The organism is Rhodococcus antarcticus, assembly GCF_026153295.1.
In the GTDB taxonomy this organism is placed as follows: domain Bacteria; phylum Actinomycetota; class Actinomycetes; order Mycobacteriales; family Mycobacteriaceae; genus Rhodococcus_D; species Rhodococcus_D antarcticus.
Map to the genome: position 1 here is coordinate 3,368,600 of NZ_CP110615.1, position 17,654 is coordinate 3,386,253.

A 17,654-nucleotide genomic window follows, 5' to 3' on the forward strand; every position below is an offset into this window, starting at 1 on the left:
CCCGACGGTGTTCACCGCTCCGATCGTGCGGGAGGATGGTCGTGACATGACGATGATGAGCAGAGTGGTTCCGGCGTGACTTCCGACGACGTGCGGACGACGGTGTTCGGTGACAGACGCGAGCTCGCGGAGCGCTTCTGGGGCGTGCTGGCCACCACTGCGGTGGAGCGTGGCCTGATCGGCCCCCGCGAGGTGGACAGGCTCTGGGACCGCCACCTGCTGAACTGCGCCGTCGTGGCGGAGCTCGTGGCCGATGGTGCGAGCGTGGTGGACGTGGGTAGCGGTGCCGGGTTGCCCGGCGTGGTCCTGGCCATCGCGCGACCCGATCTCCGGGTGACCCTGGTCGAGCCGCTGCTGCGGCGGGCTACCTTCCTCAGCGAGACGGTGGCGGCGCTCGAGCTCAACGTCGCTGTCGTGCGTGGGCGGGCGGAGGATCGCCAGGTGGTGCTGGACATCGGCGGGGCCGACGTCGTGACCGCGAGGGCGGTCGCACCGCTGGCCAAGCTGATGGGGTGGTGTCTACCGCTCGCGGCCGAGGGTGGACAGGTTCTCGCCCTGAAGGGGGAGTCGGCCGGCGAGGAGCTGGAGCGTGACCGCACGTCGGTGGTCCACGCCGGGGGTGGGGAGCTGGCGGTGCTCGAGTGCGGCGTCGGTGTGCTGGAGACCCCCACGCGCGTGATCCGGGCGGTGCGGCAACCTCCGCGCAACCGGAAGGGCCGGCGCCGATGACCGCCTTCCGTCCGAGCGGGACGACGATGTTTCACGTGGAACATCAGGTGCGCACGGAAGCGGGTGCCCGGGCACGGTGTCCGCGGCGCGCAGTGGTGACGGACGTTCAGGAGTGGTCGTCGTGATGGAGTTCGAGGACACCCCGATCGGCGCTGCGGCGCAGCGGGCGACCAAGGTCCTGCATCCGGGAGGTGAGACGCTGCCGAAGCCGTCCAGCCGTCGCGTGCTCACGGTGGCGAACCAGAAGGGCGGTGTCGGCAAGACGACGAGCACCGTCAACCTGGCGGCTGCGCTCGCGCTGCACGGGCTGACGGTTCTCGTGGTGGACCTCGACCCGCAGGGCAACGCCAGCACCGCGCTGGGCGTCGAGCACCACTCCGGAGTGTCGTCGATCTACGAGGTCCTCCTCGGCGAGCTCCCGCTCGCTGACGCGGTGCAGACCAGCCCCGAGTCCGAGCGCCTGCTGTGCGTCCCCGCCACGATCGACCTGGCGGGCGCGGAGATCGAGCTGGTGTCCCTGGTGGCACGAGAGGCACGCCTGAAGAACGCCCTGGACGGTGCGACGATGGATCGGCTCGGAGTCGACTTCGTCCTCATCGACTGCCCACCGTCCCTGGGGCTGCTCACCGTGAACGCACTCGTCGCGGCGACGGAGGTGCTGATCCCCATCCAGTGCGAGTACTACGCCCTGGAGGGGGTGGGGCAGCTGTTGAAGAACCTGGAGCTCGTGCAGGCCCACCTCAACCCCGCCCTGCACGTGTCGACGATCCTGCTGACGATGTACGACGGGCGCACGAAGCTTTCCGACCAGGTGGCGAACGAGGTGCGACGCCACTTCGGAGAGGTGGTGCTCAGGACCGTGATCCCGCGGAGCGTGAAGATCTCCGAGGCCCCCGGCTACGGGCAGACGGTGCTGACCTACGACCCGGGTTCACGTGGAGCCATGAGCTATCTCGACGCCGGGCGCGAGGTGGCAGTGCGCGGTGATGTGACGTTGCGCCCGCAGGACACGACGACGGGCGGGGACTCGGCCCGGGAGGAGCCCGCATGAGCGAGCAGAAGCGGGGCGGGCTCGGGCGAGGTCTGGCCGCCCTGATCCCCAGCGGGCCGTCGGCGGGGCCACGTCTCGGCAGCGCCGCGGCCGACGTCATCATCGGCGGTGGCCGTCCCGTGGGTGCCGCAGCACCGAGCGGCGGGCCCGTGTACCGCGAGCTCGCGCTGTCCGACATCGTGCCCAACGCCCAGCAGCCGCGGACGGTGTTCGACGAGGAGGCCCTCGCCGAGCTCGTGCACTCCATCCGAGAGTTCGGCCTGCTCCAGCCGGTGGTGGTGCGCGAGACGACGCCGGGGAGCTACGAGCTGGTCATGGGTGAGCGGCGGTGGCGGGCCAGCGAGGCGGCAGGGCTGAGCACCATCCCCGCGATCGTTCGGTCGACCGCCGATCAGGACATGCTGCGCGACGCGCTGCTGGAGAACATCCACCGAGCGCAGCTCAACCCGTTGGAGGAGGCCGCGGCGTACCAGCAGCTGCTGCAGGAGTTCGACGTGACCCACGAGGAGCTCGCGTCCCGACTCGGCCGGTCACGTCCGGTGGTCAGCAACACCATCCGGCTGCTGCGCCTCCCGGTGGCGGTGCAGCGACGCGTGGCCGCCGGAGTGCTCTCGGCCGGGCACGCGCGGGCGCTGCTGTCGCTGGACGGGTCGAGCGCGGAACAGGAGGAGCTGGCGGCGCGCATCGTGGCCGAGGGGATGTCGGTGCGTGCCACGGAGGAGGCTGTGGTGCTGCTGCGATCACGGGCTGATCAGGGGAGCACCCCCGCTCCCCCCTCGGTCCGCCGGCCGATCCAGATGCCGGGGTTGCAGGACGTGGCCGAACGGCTGTCGGACAGCTTCGACACCCGGGTGACCGTCAGCCTGGGCAAGCGGAAGGGCAAGATCGTGGTCGAGTTCGGCTCGGTGGACGACCTCGAGAGGATCGTGCAGCTCATGAGCGGTGAGCAGTCGTCACGGCCCTGATCAACCGGCATCAGGCAGTACCGGGTCGTTCCGTCACTGTGTCGATACTAGGGTCGAGGAGTCGGTTGTTCGATGGAAGACGTTGCTAAGTAAAGTGTTTCACGTGAAACGTCGTCCGGATCCGCGTGGATCCCCACGTCTGCCGGGCCGGCCAGCATGATCGCCTATCCTGGGGCGTGATCGAGGCGGTCCACTCCCACGGGGATCGCCCACAGCCGCACGTGCGGCGGCACACGGCTCGGCGTCGGCGCCGGGACGTCCTGGAGAGGTAGGTCGAGGCAGCTGTGTCCCGTCGGATGGCGAACCTGACGCTCGACTCGCTCGGCCACCTGCCCGTGTCGTGCCGGCGGTGCGTGTTCTGGGAGCTGGCACCGCACGCTCTCGCGCAGGCGGAGGAGTACGGCCAGACCGACCTCGAGAAGGAGGCCTGGGTGTCCAGCGTCCTGCTCGAGTGGGGCTCGTGCGGGAAGACGATCACCGTCGACGGCATCCCGGCGGGACACGCGCTCTACGCACCACCCAGCGCGGTGCCCCGGTCGGCTGCCTTCCCGACCTCGCCGGTCAGTCCGGATGCCGTCCTGCTCACCTCGCTCAGGGTGGTGGAGGGCTTCGAGGGAGCCGGGATCGGGCGCGCCCTCGTCCAGGCCGTGGTCAAGGACCTCACCCGTCGCGGCGTGCGCGCGATCGAGGCCTTCGGTGACGCGGCCGCGACCGCGGAGGAGCCCAGCCGATCCTGCGTCATCCCGGCCGAGTTCCTGCTCGGTGTCGGCTTCAAGACGGTCCGTCCGCACCAGCGGTGGCCACGGCTGCGCCTCGAGCTGCGCTCGGCCATCACGTGGAAGGAGGACGTCGAGGCAGCGCTGGAGCGGCTGCTCAGCTCGGTGACCATTCCGGTGTCCGCCAGCCCAGCGCACGCCACCGGGCTGCGCACGCCCGGTGGGCGCACGGCCTGAGCCGGCGCGTCGATCAGCGGGTCAGCTCCTCCGCGAGCAGGTCGGCGTAGGTGAACGTCCCGGTTGGCCGGTCGTTCTCCCCGAGCAGGTACAGACGCTTCACGGCCACGAGCAGTGCGTCGGCGACGGTGCTGCGCACGCGGGGGTCGGCGAGCTGGGCCAGGTCCCCCGAGTTCGAGAGGTACCCCAGCTCCACCTGCACCGTGGGCATCCTTGTGCGGCGCAACAGCTCCCAGGTCCGAGCGTGCGTGCGGCCGTCCAGCATCCCCGTGCGGACCACCAGCTCGCGCTGCACGTAGGAGGCCAGCAGCTCGCCCATGCTCGAGCTGGTGCCCTCGGGGTTGCCGAAGTGGAAGGTGGCCACGCCCTCGGCGCGGGGGCTGCGGTGGGCGTCCGCGTGCAGCGAGAGCACCAGGTCGGCGCCCCAGCTGTTGGCCAGGGCCGCCCGCTCGACGTCCGCGGGGCTGGTGGACTGCGAGCGCGTCAGCAGCGTCTCCATCCCCGTGGCGGTCATCCTGCCCTCCAGCAGGGTCGCGATGTCCCACACGACGTCGGACTCCGCGACGTCCCCGGCGGGACCCGTCCCGACCGAGCCACGGTCGAGACCCCCGTGACCGGGGTCGATGACGATGCGCTTGCCGCGCAGGCGCGGGCCCGAGACCCGGAGGGTCTCCTCCTCGCGGATGCGGTGCAGCGAGCCACCGGTCACCTTGGTCAGGGGGGCGAGGGCACCGCGCGTGGCGGGCCCGCAGATCCCGTCCACGCCGAGCCCGTACTGGCCCTGGAAGTCGCGGAGCGCCGCGTCGGTCTGCTGTCCGAACACGCCGTCGTGCCGGCCGGCGTTGAAGCCGAGCTCGAGCAGGCGGGTCTGCAGCTCCGCGACGTCGTCACCGGCCATCGGCGCGGAGAGGGAGTAGATGAGGGTGCGCTGCCCGAACCGGTAGCCCGCCTCCTCGAGCCGGCGCCACGTCATGACCCCCACGAGGCCGTCGACGATGAGGCCCTTCTCCTGCTGGAACCTCCGCACGGCGTCGTGCACGGCGTCGTCGAAGTGGTTCTCCGAGCCGGCGGGGGCGGGAGCCAGGAGGTCCAGGGCGAGCAGCGAGGCGCGCACCGCAGCCACGGCGGGGCCGCGGTCGCCGGAACGGAGCAGCTGCATCGGGTGGGGGCCTTCCTCGTCCGTGCTCGGGTGTCGGGCGTCTGGCGTCGGTCGATCTTCGCACGACCGGGGCTGTGGACCGCACTTGACGGAGACGACGCAGGACCGGTCCCGAGTGTCCGGGACCGGTCCTGCCGAGATCGGTCAGGCCTGTGACCTGCAGCGCAGCTCGATCAGAGGACGTCGCTGAGGTCGGCCAGCAGAGCCGCCTTGGGCTTGGCGCCGACGATCTGCTTCACGGGCTTGCCGTCCTGGAACAGGATCATCGTGGGGATGGAGAGGATCTGGTAGTCGCGCGGGATGGACGGGTTCGCGTCGATGTCCATCTTGGCGATGGTGATCTTCTCGCCGTGCTCGTTGGCGATCTCCTCGAGCACCGGGGCGACCATCTTGCACGGGCCGCACCACGTCGCCCAGAAGTCGACCAGCACGGGCTTGCTGCTGCCGAGGACCTCTGCGGCGAACGTGGCGTCGGTGACGGTGATGGGGGTGCTCATGGTGTTCCTCCTGTGACGTGACGGGCCGGTGTGGTCGGTCGGGGGTGGTTCGGGGGTGGACGAGCGGGTCAGGACGCGGACGAGCCGTACCCGCCGCCCACGAGCTCGCTGGCGAGCTCGGCGTGGTCGTCGACCGCGTTCTCGGCGAGCCAGCGCTCGGCGTCGATGGCGGCGGCGCAACCGGTGCCGGCCGCGGTGATGGCCTGGCGGTAGGTGTGGTCCACGAGGTCGCCGGCTGCGAAGACGCCGTCGAGCGAGGTGGCCGTGCCGCGCGCAGCCACCTGGACGTAGCCGGCGTCGTCGACCTCCACCTGGTCCCGCACCAGAGCGCTGCGCGGGTCGTGGCCGACGGCGACGAACATGGCCGTGACGTCGAGGGTGGTCTCGGCTCCCGTGACGGTGTCCCGCAGGCGGAGCCCGCTCACGCTTCCTTCACCGAGCACCTCGGTGACCTCGGAGTTGGTCACGAAGCGGATCTTGTCGTTGCCCCGCGCCCGCTCCAGCATGATGCGGGAGGAGCGGAACTCCTCCCGGCGGTGGACCACGGTCACGGTGCGGGCGAAGCGGGTCAGGAACGTCGCCTCCTCCATCGCGGAGTCCCCGCCGCCGACGACGGCGATGTCCTGGTCGCGGAAGAAGAAGCCGTCACAGGTGGCGCAGGAGCTGACGCCGCGGCCCAGCAGGGTCTGCTCGCCGGGCACCCCGAGGTAGCGGGGTGCGGCGCCCATCGAGAGGATGACCGCACGCGCGGAGTAGGTGGTGCCGTTGGCGAGAACGGTCTTGACCGCACCGGAGAGGTCGACGGCCTCGACGTCCTCCGCACGCAGCTCGGCGCCGAAGCGGGTGGCCTGCTCGCGCATCTCGCCCATGAGGTCTGGGCCCATGATGCCGTCGCGGAAGCCGGGGAAGTTCTCGACCTCCGTGGTGGTCATCAAGGCCCCGCCGAACTGGGTCCCCTCGAACACCAGCGGCCTCAGCTGGGCGCGCGCGGTGTAGACGGCGGCGGTGTACCCGGCGGGCCCGGACCCGATGACGATGACGTCGCGGACCTCGTCGGGCCCCGCGGTGGTGCTGTCGGTCACTGTTCTGACCCTCCGTGGCGGCTGCGCCGAGGCGATCTCGGCTCCTGGTGGCTCCAACGCGACCCGGCGGGTGCTTGTTCCGGGTGCTAGCGGGCGCCGATCTGCTGGCGGACGAGCAGAGCGGGATCGCCCGCCGAGCAGGTCGGGCCCACCACCAGGGCGGTGAAGACCCCTGCGGTGCCGCTGGTCAGCAGGAGCAGGGTGCCCGGCTCACCCCGCAGCAGCACCTGCGAGCTGCCGAGCACGGGGGCGCCTGCGGGCACCCCGTTGGCGGCCAGGCAGCCGGCGAGCACGGTGGGATCGCGCAGCGGCCCGAGGTCGGTGGTGCCCAGCGACGCCAGCACGGTGGTGCCCAGTGCGCCGTCACCCAGGTCGAGCGGCACGGCGACGGCAGTGCCGGGCGTGGCTGCGGGCCCGCCGACGAGGCCACCGAGGACCACGACCGCGACGGCGGCGGCTGCCGCGGCCAGCACCCCGGCGCCGACCGCGCGACCGCGCCCCGCGCGCGCTCGGCGCGCGGTGGCGAGATCGGTCACGGGGGTGGGTCGGGGCTCACGGGCCAGGGGTTCCGGAACAGCTGTGGACGGCCGCAGACCCGCCAGGGCCGCGTCGAGGCGGGCGGAGACGTCGGGTGGCAGGGGCACGGCCACGGGCTCGGCGCCCAGGACGGCGAGGTCGGCCACCGTGGTGTCGAGGGCGCCGAGCACGGCCAGGGCGGCCGGGTCGAGGCGCGCCCGTACCTCGGCAGCGGCCTCCGGGGTCAGCGCGCCGGCGTGCAGCTCGGCCAGCACCCTGACGGCGTCCTTCCGGGCGGTGTCCGGTGTCACCGGTCCTCCGGGCGGGGGGCTCGCGGGCCGGTCACGGTGCTCGCTCACGAACCCTCCTCTCCCACGCGGACGTCTCCCGCTCCGACGCGCGGCAGCGCCGGTCGGTTCCGTGCCGCCTCGACGGGTCCGGTCCCGTCCGCGCCGCCGTCCTCCCGCAGGTGGCCGAGCAGCACCGCCAGCTTGACCCGGCCGCGGGCGCAGCGGCTCTTGATGGTCCCCTCGGCCACCCCCAGCGCCCGGGCGGCGTCGGCGACCGAGAACCCCTCGACGTCCACGGCCACGACGGCGGCGCGCTGGTCCGGGGGGATCTGCAGCAGGGCCTCGTGCACCGCCATGGCCGTCTCCCGCTCCGAGACCCGGTCCCGGGGCTCGGCCGGCTCGTCCCAGCCGTCCTCGGGCAGCGGGACCGTGGGGCGGGCAGCACGCTTGCGCAGGCGGTCCAGGCAAGCGTTGACCACGATGCGGTGCAGCCAGGTGGTGACCTTGGCGTCGGCCCGGAAGGCCGCGGCGGCCCGGTGCGCGGACAGGAAGGCGTCCTGCAGGGCGTCGGCGGCCTCGTCGGGGTCCCGCGTGGTGCGCAGGGCCACCGCCCACATCCGGTCCCGGTGGCGGCGGACGAGCTCGCCGAACGCGTGCGGGTCCCCGGCCACGTGCGCCGCCAGCAGCGCCTCGTCGCTGACGTGACCGGCGGGCCGGTCCTGGTCGGTCTGGCGGGCCGCGGGCACGGAGGACGAGCGATTCCTCCACCCCGGCCCCGTCACCGGCGTGAGGTTACCGTGAAGGCCCGGACGTGAGGGTGATCTCGGCCAGGTCGCTCTGGTTCTTCCCGCTCACCGTGGACAGCGTGGTGATCCAGACCAGGACGTGCTGGACGGGCGCAGCCGCCGTGACCGGGATCTCGGTGCGACCGGCGGTCAGCGTCGCGGTGGCGAGCACGGTGGTGTCGCCGAGCTGGGGGTCCGCGGTGGGCGAGGAGCGGATCTCCACGACGGTGCCCGCGCTCGGCGAGTCGATGGAGACGTTGGAGAGGGTGCTCGCCGCGCCCAGGTTGAGCAGCACGCCCACACCGTCCTTGAGCCGGGGGAAGGGCTGCTTGTACTGGTCGGTGGGCCACACGGTGGCGGGGTCGCCGTCCACGGCCAGGCCCACGTCCGCCGGGTGGTCGGCGGTGCCGCCCGGCGAGAAGACGGTCGCACCGGCCACGGCGACCGGTCCCGCCGCCGCTGGCGGGGTGGTGGCCGGGGCCGTGGTCGCGGCGGGTGCGGTGGTGGAGATGACCCCGCCGGTGGGGTCGAGCTTGAGGCTGGGCAGCGGGGTGTCCGACGATCCGCCCGAGAGCAGGTTGCTGACCCCGTAGGCGACGCCGCCGATGACGAGCACCACCACGACGCCGAGGGCGAGCAGCCCGGCGGTGAGCTTGCCGCGACGGCCGTCCGGGGGCGCCTGCTCCACGCTCCCGGACGGCCGTCGCGCGGCACCCGCAGCTCGAGGGCCCCGGGCACCCTCGGCGGCCAGCGGGGCCTCCTGGGTGATCGCGGGGAACATGTCGGTCTGCTGGTCCAGGACCGAGGCCTGGTCCAGCACCGTCTGCACCGCGGCGGCGGTGCGCAGGCCGCTGTCCGGCTCGAGCGCGCGGACGGTCACGGCGGAGATCTCGAACGGCACGGTCGGCCGGAGGGTGCGGGGCTCGACGGCAGCGCCGTTGCGCCCCAGCGGTGCGCGGGGCAGGCCACCGACGGGTCCGTCGTCCCCGCTGCGCCCGGGAGCCGGCAACGGCCAGTGCGCGGTGGTGAGTGCGTACAGCACGGCCCCGAGGCCACGGACGTCGTTGCGCTGGTCGGCGGTGGCGGCCACCCCGGGGAAGGCCAGGACGGCGTTGCCCGCGGAGCTGATCCGCACGCGGTCGGGGTGGTCGATGGCCAGCGCGGTGCCGGCCCGGTGCGCGGACTCCGCCGCCGAGGCCAGCGACCGCACGGCGCGGGCGGCACCCACCGGGGACGGCTCGGTCTCGGACACCTCGCGCAGCGAGCGGCCCGGGGTCCACTCCGACACGACGATCCCGCCCGAGCTCCCGCGCACGACGTCCAGCACGCGGGCGAGCCCGGGCGTCGTGATCCCGCCGAGGCGCCGGGTGCGGGAGAGCACGGCCTGCGGCCCCTCGAGCTCGGGGTCCTGCGCGGGAGAGGACTGCGCGGCGTCGACGAAGGTGAGCGCCACGTCGCGGTCCAGCGTCGTGTCGCGGGCCTGCCAGAAGCGCAGCTCGCCCGAGCCGCCGTGCTCCGCGAGGAGCCGGTAGCGCCCGCCGGCGACGGCCGCGCCCGGCACCAGTCGGGGACCTCGGACGGGCGGCCGGGGAGCGGACGACGGTGGCCCGCCGGCGACGGGCGGGGCGGGGACGGGCGGGGCGGGGACGGGCGGGGCGGGGACGGGCGGGGCGGGGACGGGCGGGGCGGGGACGGGCGGGGCGGGGACGACAGCAGGTGGGGTCTGCTCAGGGGCCGACCGGATCGCGCCTGGGCGCTCGTCGTCCCCGCTCACGGTTCCACCTCCACCTCGCTGGGCGCCGTCCTGCTGGAGCGGCCCCCGTGGGTGTCCAGGGTACGGGAGCGCGGGCACCGCCCCGGATGGTGCGCCCGCCGGCGGCTGCGGGTCCACCGGCTGCGCCGGGCCGCCACCCCGTCCGAGCCGTCGACCCAGCGATGCCAGCGCGGGGCGCAGCACGTCCAGCTCGGGCAGCCGCAGCCGCAGCAGGACCGCCACGGCCACCCCCAGCACCAGCACCGTGTGCACGGCCAGCTCGACCACCGCGCCCGGCCCGCCGAGGGCCCGGCTGAGGCCGTCGAGCCCGACCACGCTCGAGAACGTGAGGTCGACGGCGACCCCGGCCAGGCTCGCCGCCAGGACGAGCCCGGTGGTCCGCAGCAGCGCCCCGGTGCCCAGCGGTCCGAGCGCCCGGCGCAGCAGGAACCCGCCCAGCGCGGCCCCCACGGCGAAGCTGAGGGCGTTCGCCGCGGCCAGCCCCAGCACCACGTCCTCCGGGGCGAGCAGCTCCGGGAGCACGAGCACCACCGGGACCTTGACGACCGTCATCGCCACCATGACGAGCGTGGGGACCCAGGCCTCCTGCCGCGCGTAGAACACCCGAAGCTGCAGCAGCACCACCGCGAAGGGCAGGAGCCCGAACGCCGAGGCGGCCACGGCGCTGCCGATGCCGCTCGCACCCTCGGAGCTGGCCCGGCCGTAGGCGAACAGCGCGGTACCCAGGGTGGCGCCGTGCACGGTGAACAGGACGATGATCGGCAGCAGCGCCACGGTCGACAGCCGAGAGCCCAGCGCCAGGTCGGCCACCACCGAGCGGGAGTCCCCGGCGGCCGCCGCCCGGGACATCCGCGGCATGATCGCCGTGAGCAGCGAGACGCCGATGATCCCGTACGGCACCTGCAGCAGCAGCCAGGCGTTCGCGTAGGTGATGACGGCACCGTCCGCCGCGGCGTTGGCCACCCGGTTGGTGACGACGAGGCCCACCTGGGCGACGAGGACGTAGGCGATGACGGCCACCGCGAGACCGCCGAAGCGGCGCAGCCGGGCGTCCAGGCCCCAGCTGGGCCGCAGGTCCACCCCGGTGCGCCGCAGCGCGGGGACCACCACCGCCACCTGCGCGACGATGCCCAGCGTGGTGCCGATCCCCAGGACGAGCAGGTGCGGGTTGGTCGGCGAGACCTCGAGCTCGCCGGGCAGCAGCACGTACACCCCGAGGGTGACCAGGGTGACCACGTTGTTCAGCACCGGCGACCAGGCGACCAGGCCGAAGACCCCGCGGGTGTTGAGCACGGCGCCGAACAACGCGCTGAACCCGTAGAACACGATCTGCGGCAGCAGCAGGACCGCGAACAGCGTGGCCAGCCGCTCGTCCGCCGCGGAGTCGCCGCCGAGGTAGAGCCGGGTGAGCAGGGGGGCGGCCAGGACGGCGAGCACCGTCGCGACGAGCAGCACGACCCCGGCGACGGTGACGAGCTTGCGGGTGAACAGCGCACCACCGTCGGTGTCCTCCCGCTCGGCGCGCACGAGGACCGGGATGATGATGCTGGTCAGGACTGCGCCGAGGACGAGCTCCGCGACGATGTTGGGCAGCGTGTTGGCGATGGTGAAGGAGTCCGAGACCGCCCCGATGCCGAGCACGGCCGTGATGGCCAGGGCCTTGCCGAACCCGGTCACCCGGCTGACCAGCGTCGGCAGTGCGAGCGAGCCGGTGGTGCGCAGCAGCCTGGCGTCGGAGCGCTCGGCGGCGTCGGCGCGGGCCTGGGCCGGTCGCTCGGCGGCGGGGGCGACGGGCCCGGGGCCCACCACGGGCAGCGTGCCGGTGTCGGCGGGGGCACCGGCGGTGGCGTCGGCGAGGGCGTGGCGGGGACCGTCGCCGTCCACCCGTCGCCGCCGCGGGAGGGGTCTGCTCACGGCTGCCTGCCCTCGTCGGCGGGGTCGTCCTGCCCGCGGAAGCGGTGCCACAGCCGCCGACCCACCAGGACCAGAAGCAGCAGCGCTGCGGCCCCGGTCACCGCTGCGGTGGCCGTGCCGTAGGCGGTGGACAGGACCAGCACGCGGGTGGCCGGTCCCAGGCTCTGCCCGCCCGAGGTGGTCAGCGTGACGTCCACGGCGAACTGCCCGGTGCGGCCGACCGAGGTCGGCAGCATCAGCTGGCGTGAGGAGTTCGCGGGCAGCTGCTGCACCCCGGTGTCGGTGACCGTGAGCCCCGGTGGCCCGGTGACCGCGATCCGCACGTCCACCGTGACCGGGAGCCCGTTGCGCACCACCAGCAGCAGGGGGCTGGTCTCCGACGCCAGGGTGTAGGGCCCGCCCGGGGCCTGCAGCTGCACCTGGGCCTTGAGGTTGCTGAGCACGTCGGCGACGCCGGAGGCCGGGGGCGCGTCGGGCGCCCGGGACAGCGAGCGCACCAGGTCCAGCTGCAGCGGGTCGGTCAGGGTGATCGGGTCCACCTGGGCCTGCACGTCGGTGGTGGTGGCCGCGGCGAGGTCGGCGACGGCCCCGGCGGTCCCGGCCACCGCGTCGGTGGTGGTGGCGGCGAGCTCGGCGGCCGCGGCGCCCACGGGGTAGGCGAGCGCGGCGGTCGTGGTGGCCGTCTGCGTCCCGGCGACCAGGGACTCCAGCGGACGGGCGGTCGCGAGGCCGGCGGTGAGCAGACCGCCCACGGCCCCGATCACCGCCGTGGCCTCGGTGGCGTCCGCGGTCCACAGCTGGGGCGGGGCCACGACGACCGACGTCGGCGCGCCCGCCGCGGTCCCGTCGCCGCCGAGGCCGACCAGGGAGGGCCAGGACAGCGCCCCCAGCGCGTCCTGCAGCGCGCTCGCACGGTCGGTGGTCGAGGTGTCCGCGCCACCGGTGACCGGGTTGCTCCCGGTGGCCGCGAGGGCCGTGGCGGTGGGCGGGTCCAGCAGCGCGGCGCCGAGCGTGCCCGCGCCGGCCGGTACGCGGGCGGTGCGGGTGGTCGGGTCCAGCTGGGCGCCACCCGCCGCGGACACGGCGGCGGCGGACAGCAGCACCGAGGTCTGTCCCATCGCCTGCAGGTCGGCGGCTGCGGTGTCGGTCAGCACCCCGTCCACGGGCCAGGTGAGGGTGGGCAGGGAGTCGGCACCGGTGACCCGGGCGACCTGGGCCGCACCGCCGGTGACGGCGAGCCGCTCCTGGGTGGCGAGCCCGGCGCGGGCGCTGGCGTTGAGGTCGGCCCGGGCCCACGGGAGCGCGGTCACGCAGGTGTCAGCGGCAGCCGTCCTCAGGCGGTTCAGCCACCGGGCGGCCGCGTCGGTGCCGGTGCCGGCCGTGGTGCCGGTGCTGGTACGCACCTGGTACCCGCCCGGGGTGGTCATCGCCTCGGCGGTGGCCAGGAGATCCGGGTCCACGGCCAGGCAGAGGCTGGCGCCGAGCTGCCCGGTGGGGTCGGCCGTCGCCGAGGTGGCGGTGGTCGCCGCCCTGAGCAGGCCGTCCAGGCGCCCGCCCTCGGCGAGGGAGGTGGCCAGGTCGTCGTCGCTGAGCAGGGGTGCGGAGCCGGGTGTGACGGGCAGCAGGCGCGGGGTGTCGGCCAGCGGCCACAGCAGCGTCACCCCGGGCGGGGCCACGGGGGTGCTCGGCGGGGTGGTGCTCGGCGGGGTGGTGCTCGGCGGGGTGCTGCTCGGCGGGGTGGTGCTCGGCGGGGTGCTGCCGGGGACACCCTGCACGGGGAGCAGGAGGTGCGCTGCGTCCAGCCGGGCGGGGTTGCCGAAGTCGGGCGTGCCGTTGACGTTGACGAGCACGGGGTAGACACCGGGGCCGGCGAGGGCCAGCGAGCTCCCGGGGCCGCCCGTGGTGGGCAGCTCGAGGGCGAAGTCCACCGAGCCGCCGGGCTCGAGGCGGTCCGCCACCCGATGGAAGGGCCCGGTGGCGCTGAAGGTCTCGGGGACGGCGCGCAGCGCGGCGGTGAGTCCCGCGGCCGTGGTCACCGCGGGAGCTCGCTGCAGACGGACCTCCAGGTCGGAGACGCTGCGGTCCCCGGTGTTGCGCAGGCTTCCGGTGACGATCAGGGCGGTGGTCGCGGCGGTGACCACGCCGGGCGAGACCGTCCCGACGGTGAGCTCCACGAAACGGGGTCCGGCGAGCGCGGCCTGACCGGTCGACGGTGTCGCGGCCGCCGGCACCACCCCGCAGACCGCGCCGAGGAGGGTGAGCAGCAGGAGCAGGGCTGCGTGCCGACCGCCACCCCTCACGACCGGCTGGGTCCGCCCGGCGAGCCGGGCCCCGTCGCGTCCCCGTCCCGGGAGGACCCGAGCCGGGAGATGACGTCGTGGGCCGTCTGCACCAGTCGTCGCTCGTCGGCGTAGGCCAGCCGGGTGTCCATCTCCGCGAGCGGGACCCAGGCCACCTCGGTGACCTCGACGTCCTCGTCGCAGAGCTCGCCGCCGAGGTGGCGCAGCAGGAAGTGGTGCACCGTCTTGTGCACGCGACGGCCCTCGGTGACGAACCAGTAGTCGATGTCCCCGAGGGGGGTCAGCACGCGACCGAGGATCCCGGTCTCCTCCTGCACCTCGCGCTCGGCGGCCTGCACCGCGGTCTCCCCCTCCTCGAGGTGGCCCTTGGGCAGCGACCACAGCAGTCGACCCCGCCGGTCGGTGCGGCCGATGAGCGCGGCGGTGCGGTGCTCGGGCGGGCCGTCGAGCCCCCGCACGACGAGACCTCCGGCGGAGGTCTCGTCCACGGTGCGCATCCGCGCCCGGCCACCGTGGCGCGGATCGCGCCCGTCGGCGACCCGGCGGCCCTCGGCACGACGGCCGGGGCTCGGGACGGCGGTGTCCGGGCTGCTCGGTGCGGACGGGCGGGTGCGCCCCGTGGCCCCCGGCGCCGGACGGGGGACCCCGTCGTCGGGCTCGGTGGAAGGCACGCACCCGATGGTAGTGCGCGCCGTGCGGCAGCCCCGGCACCGCGGATCGAGCGCGCGGCGCCGAGCTCGCACGCCTCGTGCCGGCTGGGCGCGCCCCCACCACTCCCGCACCCCTCCTGCGCACGGTGCGGCCGGTGACCGATCGCGCACGTCCGTGCTCCGAGCGAGGGTGGAGGCATTCGTCAGACCCGTCCGTCGACGCGTCCTGGTGGCGGTCACCGCCGCCACCGCCCCCGACGTGTCCCGCGACGCCGCCCGGGCCGAGCTGCTGGCCGCGCTCGGGGAGTCGCAGCGCGGATCGCTGGGGGCGCTGGGCCGTGCCCAGGTGTGGCTGCGCAGCAACGGCGTGCGCGTCTGAGCACCGCGCGGCCTCGCTACGCTGGCCCCCCGTGAGCACCCCCGATCCCGCCGACGAGCGCCGCGCCCGCCTGCTGGCCGGGGCGCAGACCGCCCTGCGCACGCTCGAGCCCGTCCTCGACCCGCTGGCCGCCCGCTTCACCGCCGCCGGGCACAAGCTGCACCTGGTCGGCGGCAGCGTGCGTGACGCCGTGCTCGGGCGCCTGGGCACCGACCTCGACCTCACCACCGACGCCCGCCCCGGGCAGGTCCAGGTGCTGCTGCGCGGCTGGGCCGACGCCCAGTGGGACACCGGCATCGCCTTCGGCACGGTGAGCGCGGAGAAGGACGGCCAGCAGGTGGAGATCACCACCTACCGCGCCGACGCCTACGACCGGGTCGGCCGCAACCCCGAGGTGGTCTACGGCGACTCGTTGGCCGGGGACCTGGTGCGGCGCGACTTCGCGGTGAACGCCCTGGCCGTCCGCCTGGGCGGGGAGCCCGAGCTGGTGGACCTCTTCGGCGGGGTGGACGACCTCGTCGCCGGCGTCCTGGACACCCCGGGTGCGCCGGAGGACTCCTTCGCCGACGACCCGCTGCGGATGCTGCGCGCGGCCCGGTTCGTCTCCCAGCTGGGGTTCACCGTCGCCCCCCGGGTACAGGCGGCGATGACGGCCATGGCTGCCGAGATCGGTCGGATCACCGCCGAGCGGGTGCGCGCCGAGCTGGACAAGCTGCTCTGCGGGGAGCACCCCGGCGAGGGGATCGACCTGCTGGTGGGCACCGGGCTGGCCGAGCTCGTGCTGCCCGAGGTGCCGGCCATGCGGCTGGAGATCGACGAGCACCACCAGCACAAGGACGTCTACGCGCACTCGCTGACCGTGCTGCAGCAGGCCATCGACCTGGAGCTGGCCGATCCCGAGCACGAGAGCCCCGACCTGGTGCTGCGCTGGGCCGCCCTGCTGCACGACATCGGCAAGCCCGCCACGCGCAGGCACGAGGCCGCGGGCGGGGTGAGCTTCCACCACCACGAGGTGGTCGGGGCGAAGATGACCCGCAAGCGGCTCAAGGCGCTCAAGCACTCCAAGCAGGTGACCGAGGACGTGGCCCACCTGGTGTTCCTGCACCTGCGCTTCCACGGCTACGGCGGCGGGGAGTGGACCGACTCCGCGGTGCGCCGCTACGTCACCGACGCGGGCCCGCAGCTGCGGCAGCTGCACAAGCTGGTACGGGCGGACTCCACCACCCGCAACGCCCGCCGCGCCGCGGCGCTGCAGGCCACCTACGACGACCTCGAGGCACGCATCGACCGGATCGCGGCCGACGAGGACCTCGCGCGGGTGCGGCCGGACCTCGACGGCAACGCGATCATGGCGCTGCTGGGGGTACCGGCGGGGCCCGTCGTCGGGCGGGCGTGGAAGCACCTCAAGGAGCTCCGCCTGGACCGCGGGCCGCTCTCGCGCGACGACGCGGAAGCCGCTCTGCTGGCCTGGGCGCAGGAGCAGGGGATCGCCCCGCCGGCCTGAGCCCGCCGCGTCGCCCGTCCTCGTCCTCGCCCGTCCGCCCCCACCGCGTTCTGCGCGCACACCGTCGTTCCGGGGCTCTCCTTGGTGCGTTGTGCGCGCACAACGCGCCGAGGAGAACGCGCCAAGGAGAACGCGCCGAGGAGAGCGGGCGCTGGGGAACCGCGCGCCCGGGCGGGCCGTCGGAACGGTGTGGACTACTCCTTCGGCACCGGCGACGGCACCACCACCACGTGGACCTCGCCCGCCGACCTCGATCTGGACGGCGACGGCACCCCCGACGCGGTGGCCCTGGACTTCGACGGCGACGGCCGGGTGGACGACGCGATGTGGGACTCCGACGGCGACGGCGTGGCCGACCGCTCGGTGCTCGACCTGGACGATGACGGGGTGGGCGACCACGTCTACTCGGACTCCGGGGACCTGGGCACCTGGGCGCAGCGCGTGGAGCTCCCGGTGGCCGCACCCACACCGTCACCCCAGCCCACACCGTCACCCCAGCCCCCACCGGAGCCCGAGCCCGCCGCCCTCACCTGGACCGACACCGCCGGCCGCACCAGCACCACCGTCGCGGCCACCGACACCGACGGCGACGGCCACGCGGACACCGCCACCGTGGACGCCGACCGTGACGGCCGGGCCGACGACGTGGTGGGCGACGCGGACGGTGACGGCCGGGCGGACACCGTGGGGCTGGACACCGACGGCGACGGCCGGGTGGACACGACGGGGATCGACACCGACCTCGACGGCACCGTCGACACCCAGCTGGTCGACACCGACGGGGACGGCGCGGGTGACGTGGTCGTGCGCGGTGGGGACGACGGCTTCCTGTGGTGACGTCCCCCGCAGCGGCTCGCGTGACGCTCGTCGCACACCGGGGTACCCGCGGCCCTGACCAGCGGTGGACGTCCGGCCCGGGCGTGCGTGTGACGGGACTCATGCCCTCTCGGGCTGAGGCCTCGGGGCCGACGTCCTAGCCTCGAAGTCGGCGCACGACGTCGTGCTCGCCCGCAGGTCACCGGTGGTGGCCCGACGCACACGCAGGCTTCCCCGATGCTGGTGACCACGTCGTCCCTGCTCCCGACGCAGGGCCCGGACGGGCCACG

At 74.5% G+C, this 17,654-nt stretch carries 15 protein-coding genes; 7 read left to right on the top strand and 8 right to left on the bottom strand.

Going from position 1 to position 17,654, the window contains the following annotated elements; genetic code table 11:
* The first annotated feature begins 75 nt into the window (after positions 1-75).
* From rsmG to RHODO2019_RS16490, 4 genes are all read left to right on the top strand, one after another.
* On the top strand, positions 76-729 hold the full coding sequence (gene rsmG, locus RHODO2019_RS16475; RefSeq protein ID WP_265382793.1) for a 16S rRNA (guanine(527)-N(7))-methyltransferase RsmG: 654 nt from the start codon (positions 76-78) through the stop codon (positions 727-729).
* Between the two features lie 124 nt (positions 730-853).
* The gene (locus tag RHODO2019_RS16480; protein WP_265384831.1) at positions 854-1,780 is read left to right on the top strand and encodes a ParA family protein; all 927 of its coding nucleotides are present in this window, start codon (positions 854-856) and stop codon (positions 1,778-1,780) included.
* A complete protein-coding gene (locus tag RHODO2019_RS16485) occupies positions 1,777-2,745 on the top strand; it encodes a ParB/RepB/Spo0J family partition protein (RefSeq protein WP_265382794.1) in 969 nt (322 codons plus the stop codon). The genes RHODO2019_RS16480 and RHODO2019_RS16485 overlap by 4 nt, the downstream gene beginning before the upstream one ends.
* A 284-nt stretch (positions 2,746-3,029) precedes the next feature.
* Positions 3,030-3,698 (top strand): GNAT family N-acetyltransferase, encoded by a 669-nt coding sequence (locus tag RHODO2019_RS16490; RefSeq protein ID WP_435532141.1) that lies wholly within the window; start codon positions 3,030-3,032, stop codon positions 3,696-3,698.
* A 13-nt stretch (positions 3,699-3,711) separates the two neighbouring features.
* On the opposite strand, the gene RHODO2019_RS16495 is transcribed toward RHODO2019_RS16490, so the two are convergent.
* From RHODO2019_RS16495 to RHODO2019_RS16530, 8 genes are all read right to left on the bottom strand, one after another.
* On the bottom strand, positions 3,712-4,857 hold the full coding sequence (locus RHODO2019_RS16495) for an N-acetylmuramoyl-L-alanine amidase (protein ID WP_265382796.1): 1,146 nt from the start codon (positions 4,855-4,857) through the stop codon (positions 3,712-3,714).
* 173 nt (positions 4,858-5,030) lie between these two features.
* Positions 5,031-5,354 (bottom strand): thioredoxin, encoded by a 324-nt coding sequence (gene trxA / locus RHODO2019_RS16500; RefSeq protein WP_265382797.1) that lies wholly within the window; start codon positions 5,352-5,354, stop codon positions 5,031-5,033.
* 68 nt (positions 5,355-5,422) lie between these two features.
* A complete protein-coding gene (gene trxB, locus RHODO2019_RS16505; protein ID WP_265382798.1) occupies positions 5,423-6,436 on the bottom strand; it encodes a thioredoxin-disulfide reductase in 1,014 nt (337 codons plus the stop codon).
* 86 nt (positions 6,437-6,522) lie between these two features.
* Complete coding sequence (locus RHODO2019_RS16510) at positions 6,523-7,311, bottom strand: RsmA family anti-sigma factor (protein ID WP_265382799.1); 789 nt, start codon at positions 7,309-7,311, stop codon at positions 6,523-6,525.
* Positions 7,308-7,988: an RNA polymerase sigma factor SigM gene (gene sigM, locus RHODO2019_RS16515; RefSeq protein WP_265382800.1), complete on the bottom strand. Its 681-nt coding sequence runs from the start codon at positions 7,986-7,988 to the stop codon at positions 7,308-7,310. Before sigM ends, RHODO2019_RS16510 begins: the two co-directional genes overlap by 4 nt.
* Positions 7,989-8,034: 46 nt before the next feature.
* Complete coding sequence (locus RHODO2019_RS16520; RefSeq protein ID WP_265382801.1) at positions 8,035-11,715, bottom strand: murein biosynthesis integral membrane protein MurJ; 3,681 nt, start codon at positions 11,713-11,715, stop codon at positions 8,035-8,037.
* The gene (locus tag RHODO2019_RS16525; protein WP_265382802.1) at positions 11,712-14,015 is read right to left on the bottom strand and encodes a DUF6049 family protein; all 2,304 of its coding nucleotides are present in this window, start codon (positions 14,013-14,015) and stop codon (positions 11,712-11,714) included. Before RHODO2019_RS16525 ends, RHODO2019_RS16520 begins: the two co-directional genes overlap by 4 nt.
* Positions 14,012-14,686 carry an NUDIX hydrolase gene (locus tag RHODO2019_RS16530; protein ID WP_290428879.1) on the bottom strand — a complete coding sequence of 225 codons (675 nt, stop codon included), beginning with the start codon at positions 14,684-14,686 and terminating at the stop codon, positions 14,012-14,014. Before RHODO2019_RS16530 ends, RHODO2019_RS16525 begins: the two co-directional genes overlap by 4 nt.
* Before the next feature lie 208 nt (positions 14,687-14,894).
* Here RHODO2019_RS16530 and RHODO2019_RS16535 point away from each other — a divergent pair, with 208 nt between their 5' ends.
* From RHODO2019_RS16535 to RHODO2019_RS16545, 3 genes are all read left to right on the top strand, one after another.
* Entirely contained in the window at positions 14,895-15,044 is a 150-nt protein-coding gene (locus tag RHODO2019_RS16535; protein ID WP_265382803.1) for a hypothetical protein, read from the top strand.
* Positions 15,045-15,075: 31 nt separating this feature from the next.
* Positions 15,076-16,548, top strand: coding sequence for a CCA tRNA nucleotidyltransferase (locus RHODO2019_RS16540; RefSeq protein ID WP_265382804.1), 1,473 nt, complete (start codon positions 15,076-15,078; stop codon positions 16,546-16,548).
* Positions 16,549-16,737: 189 nt separating this feature from the next.
* Positions 16,738-17,385 (top strand): hypothetical protein, encoded by a 648-nt coding sequence (locus RHODO2019_RS16545; RefSeq protein ID WP_265382805.1) that lies wholly within the window; start codon positions 16,738-16,740, stop codon positions 17,383-17,385.
* Positions 17,386-17,654: the final 269 nt, after the last annotated feature.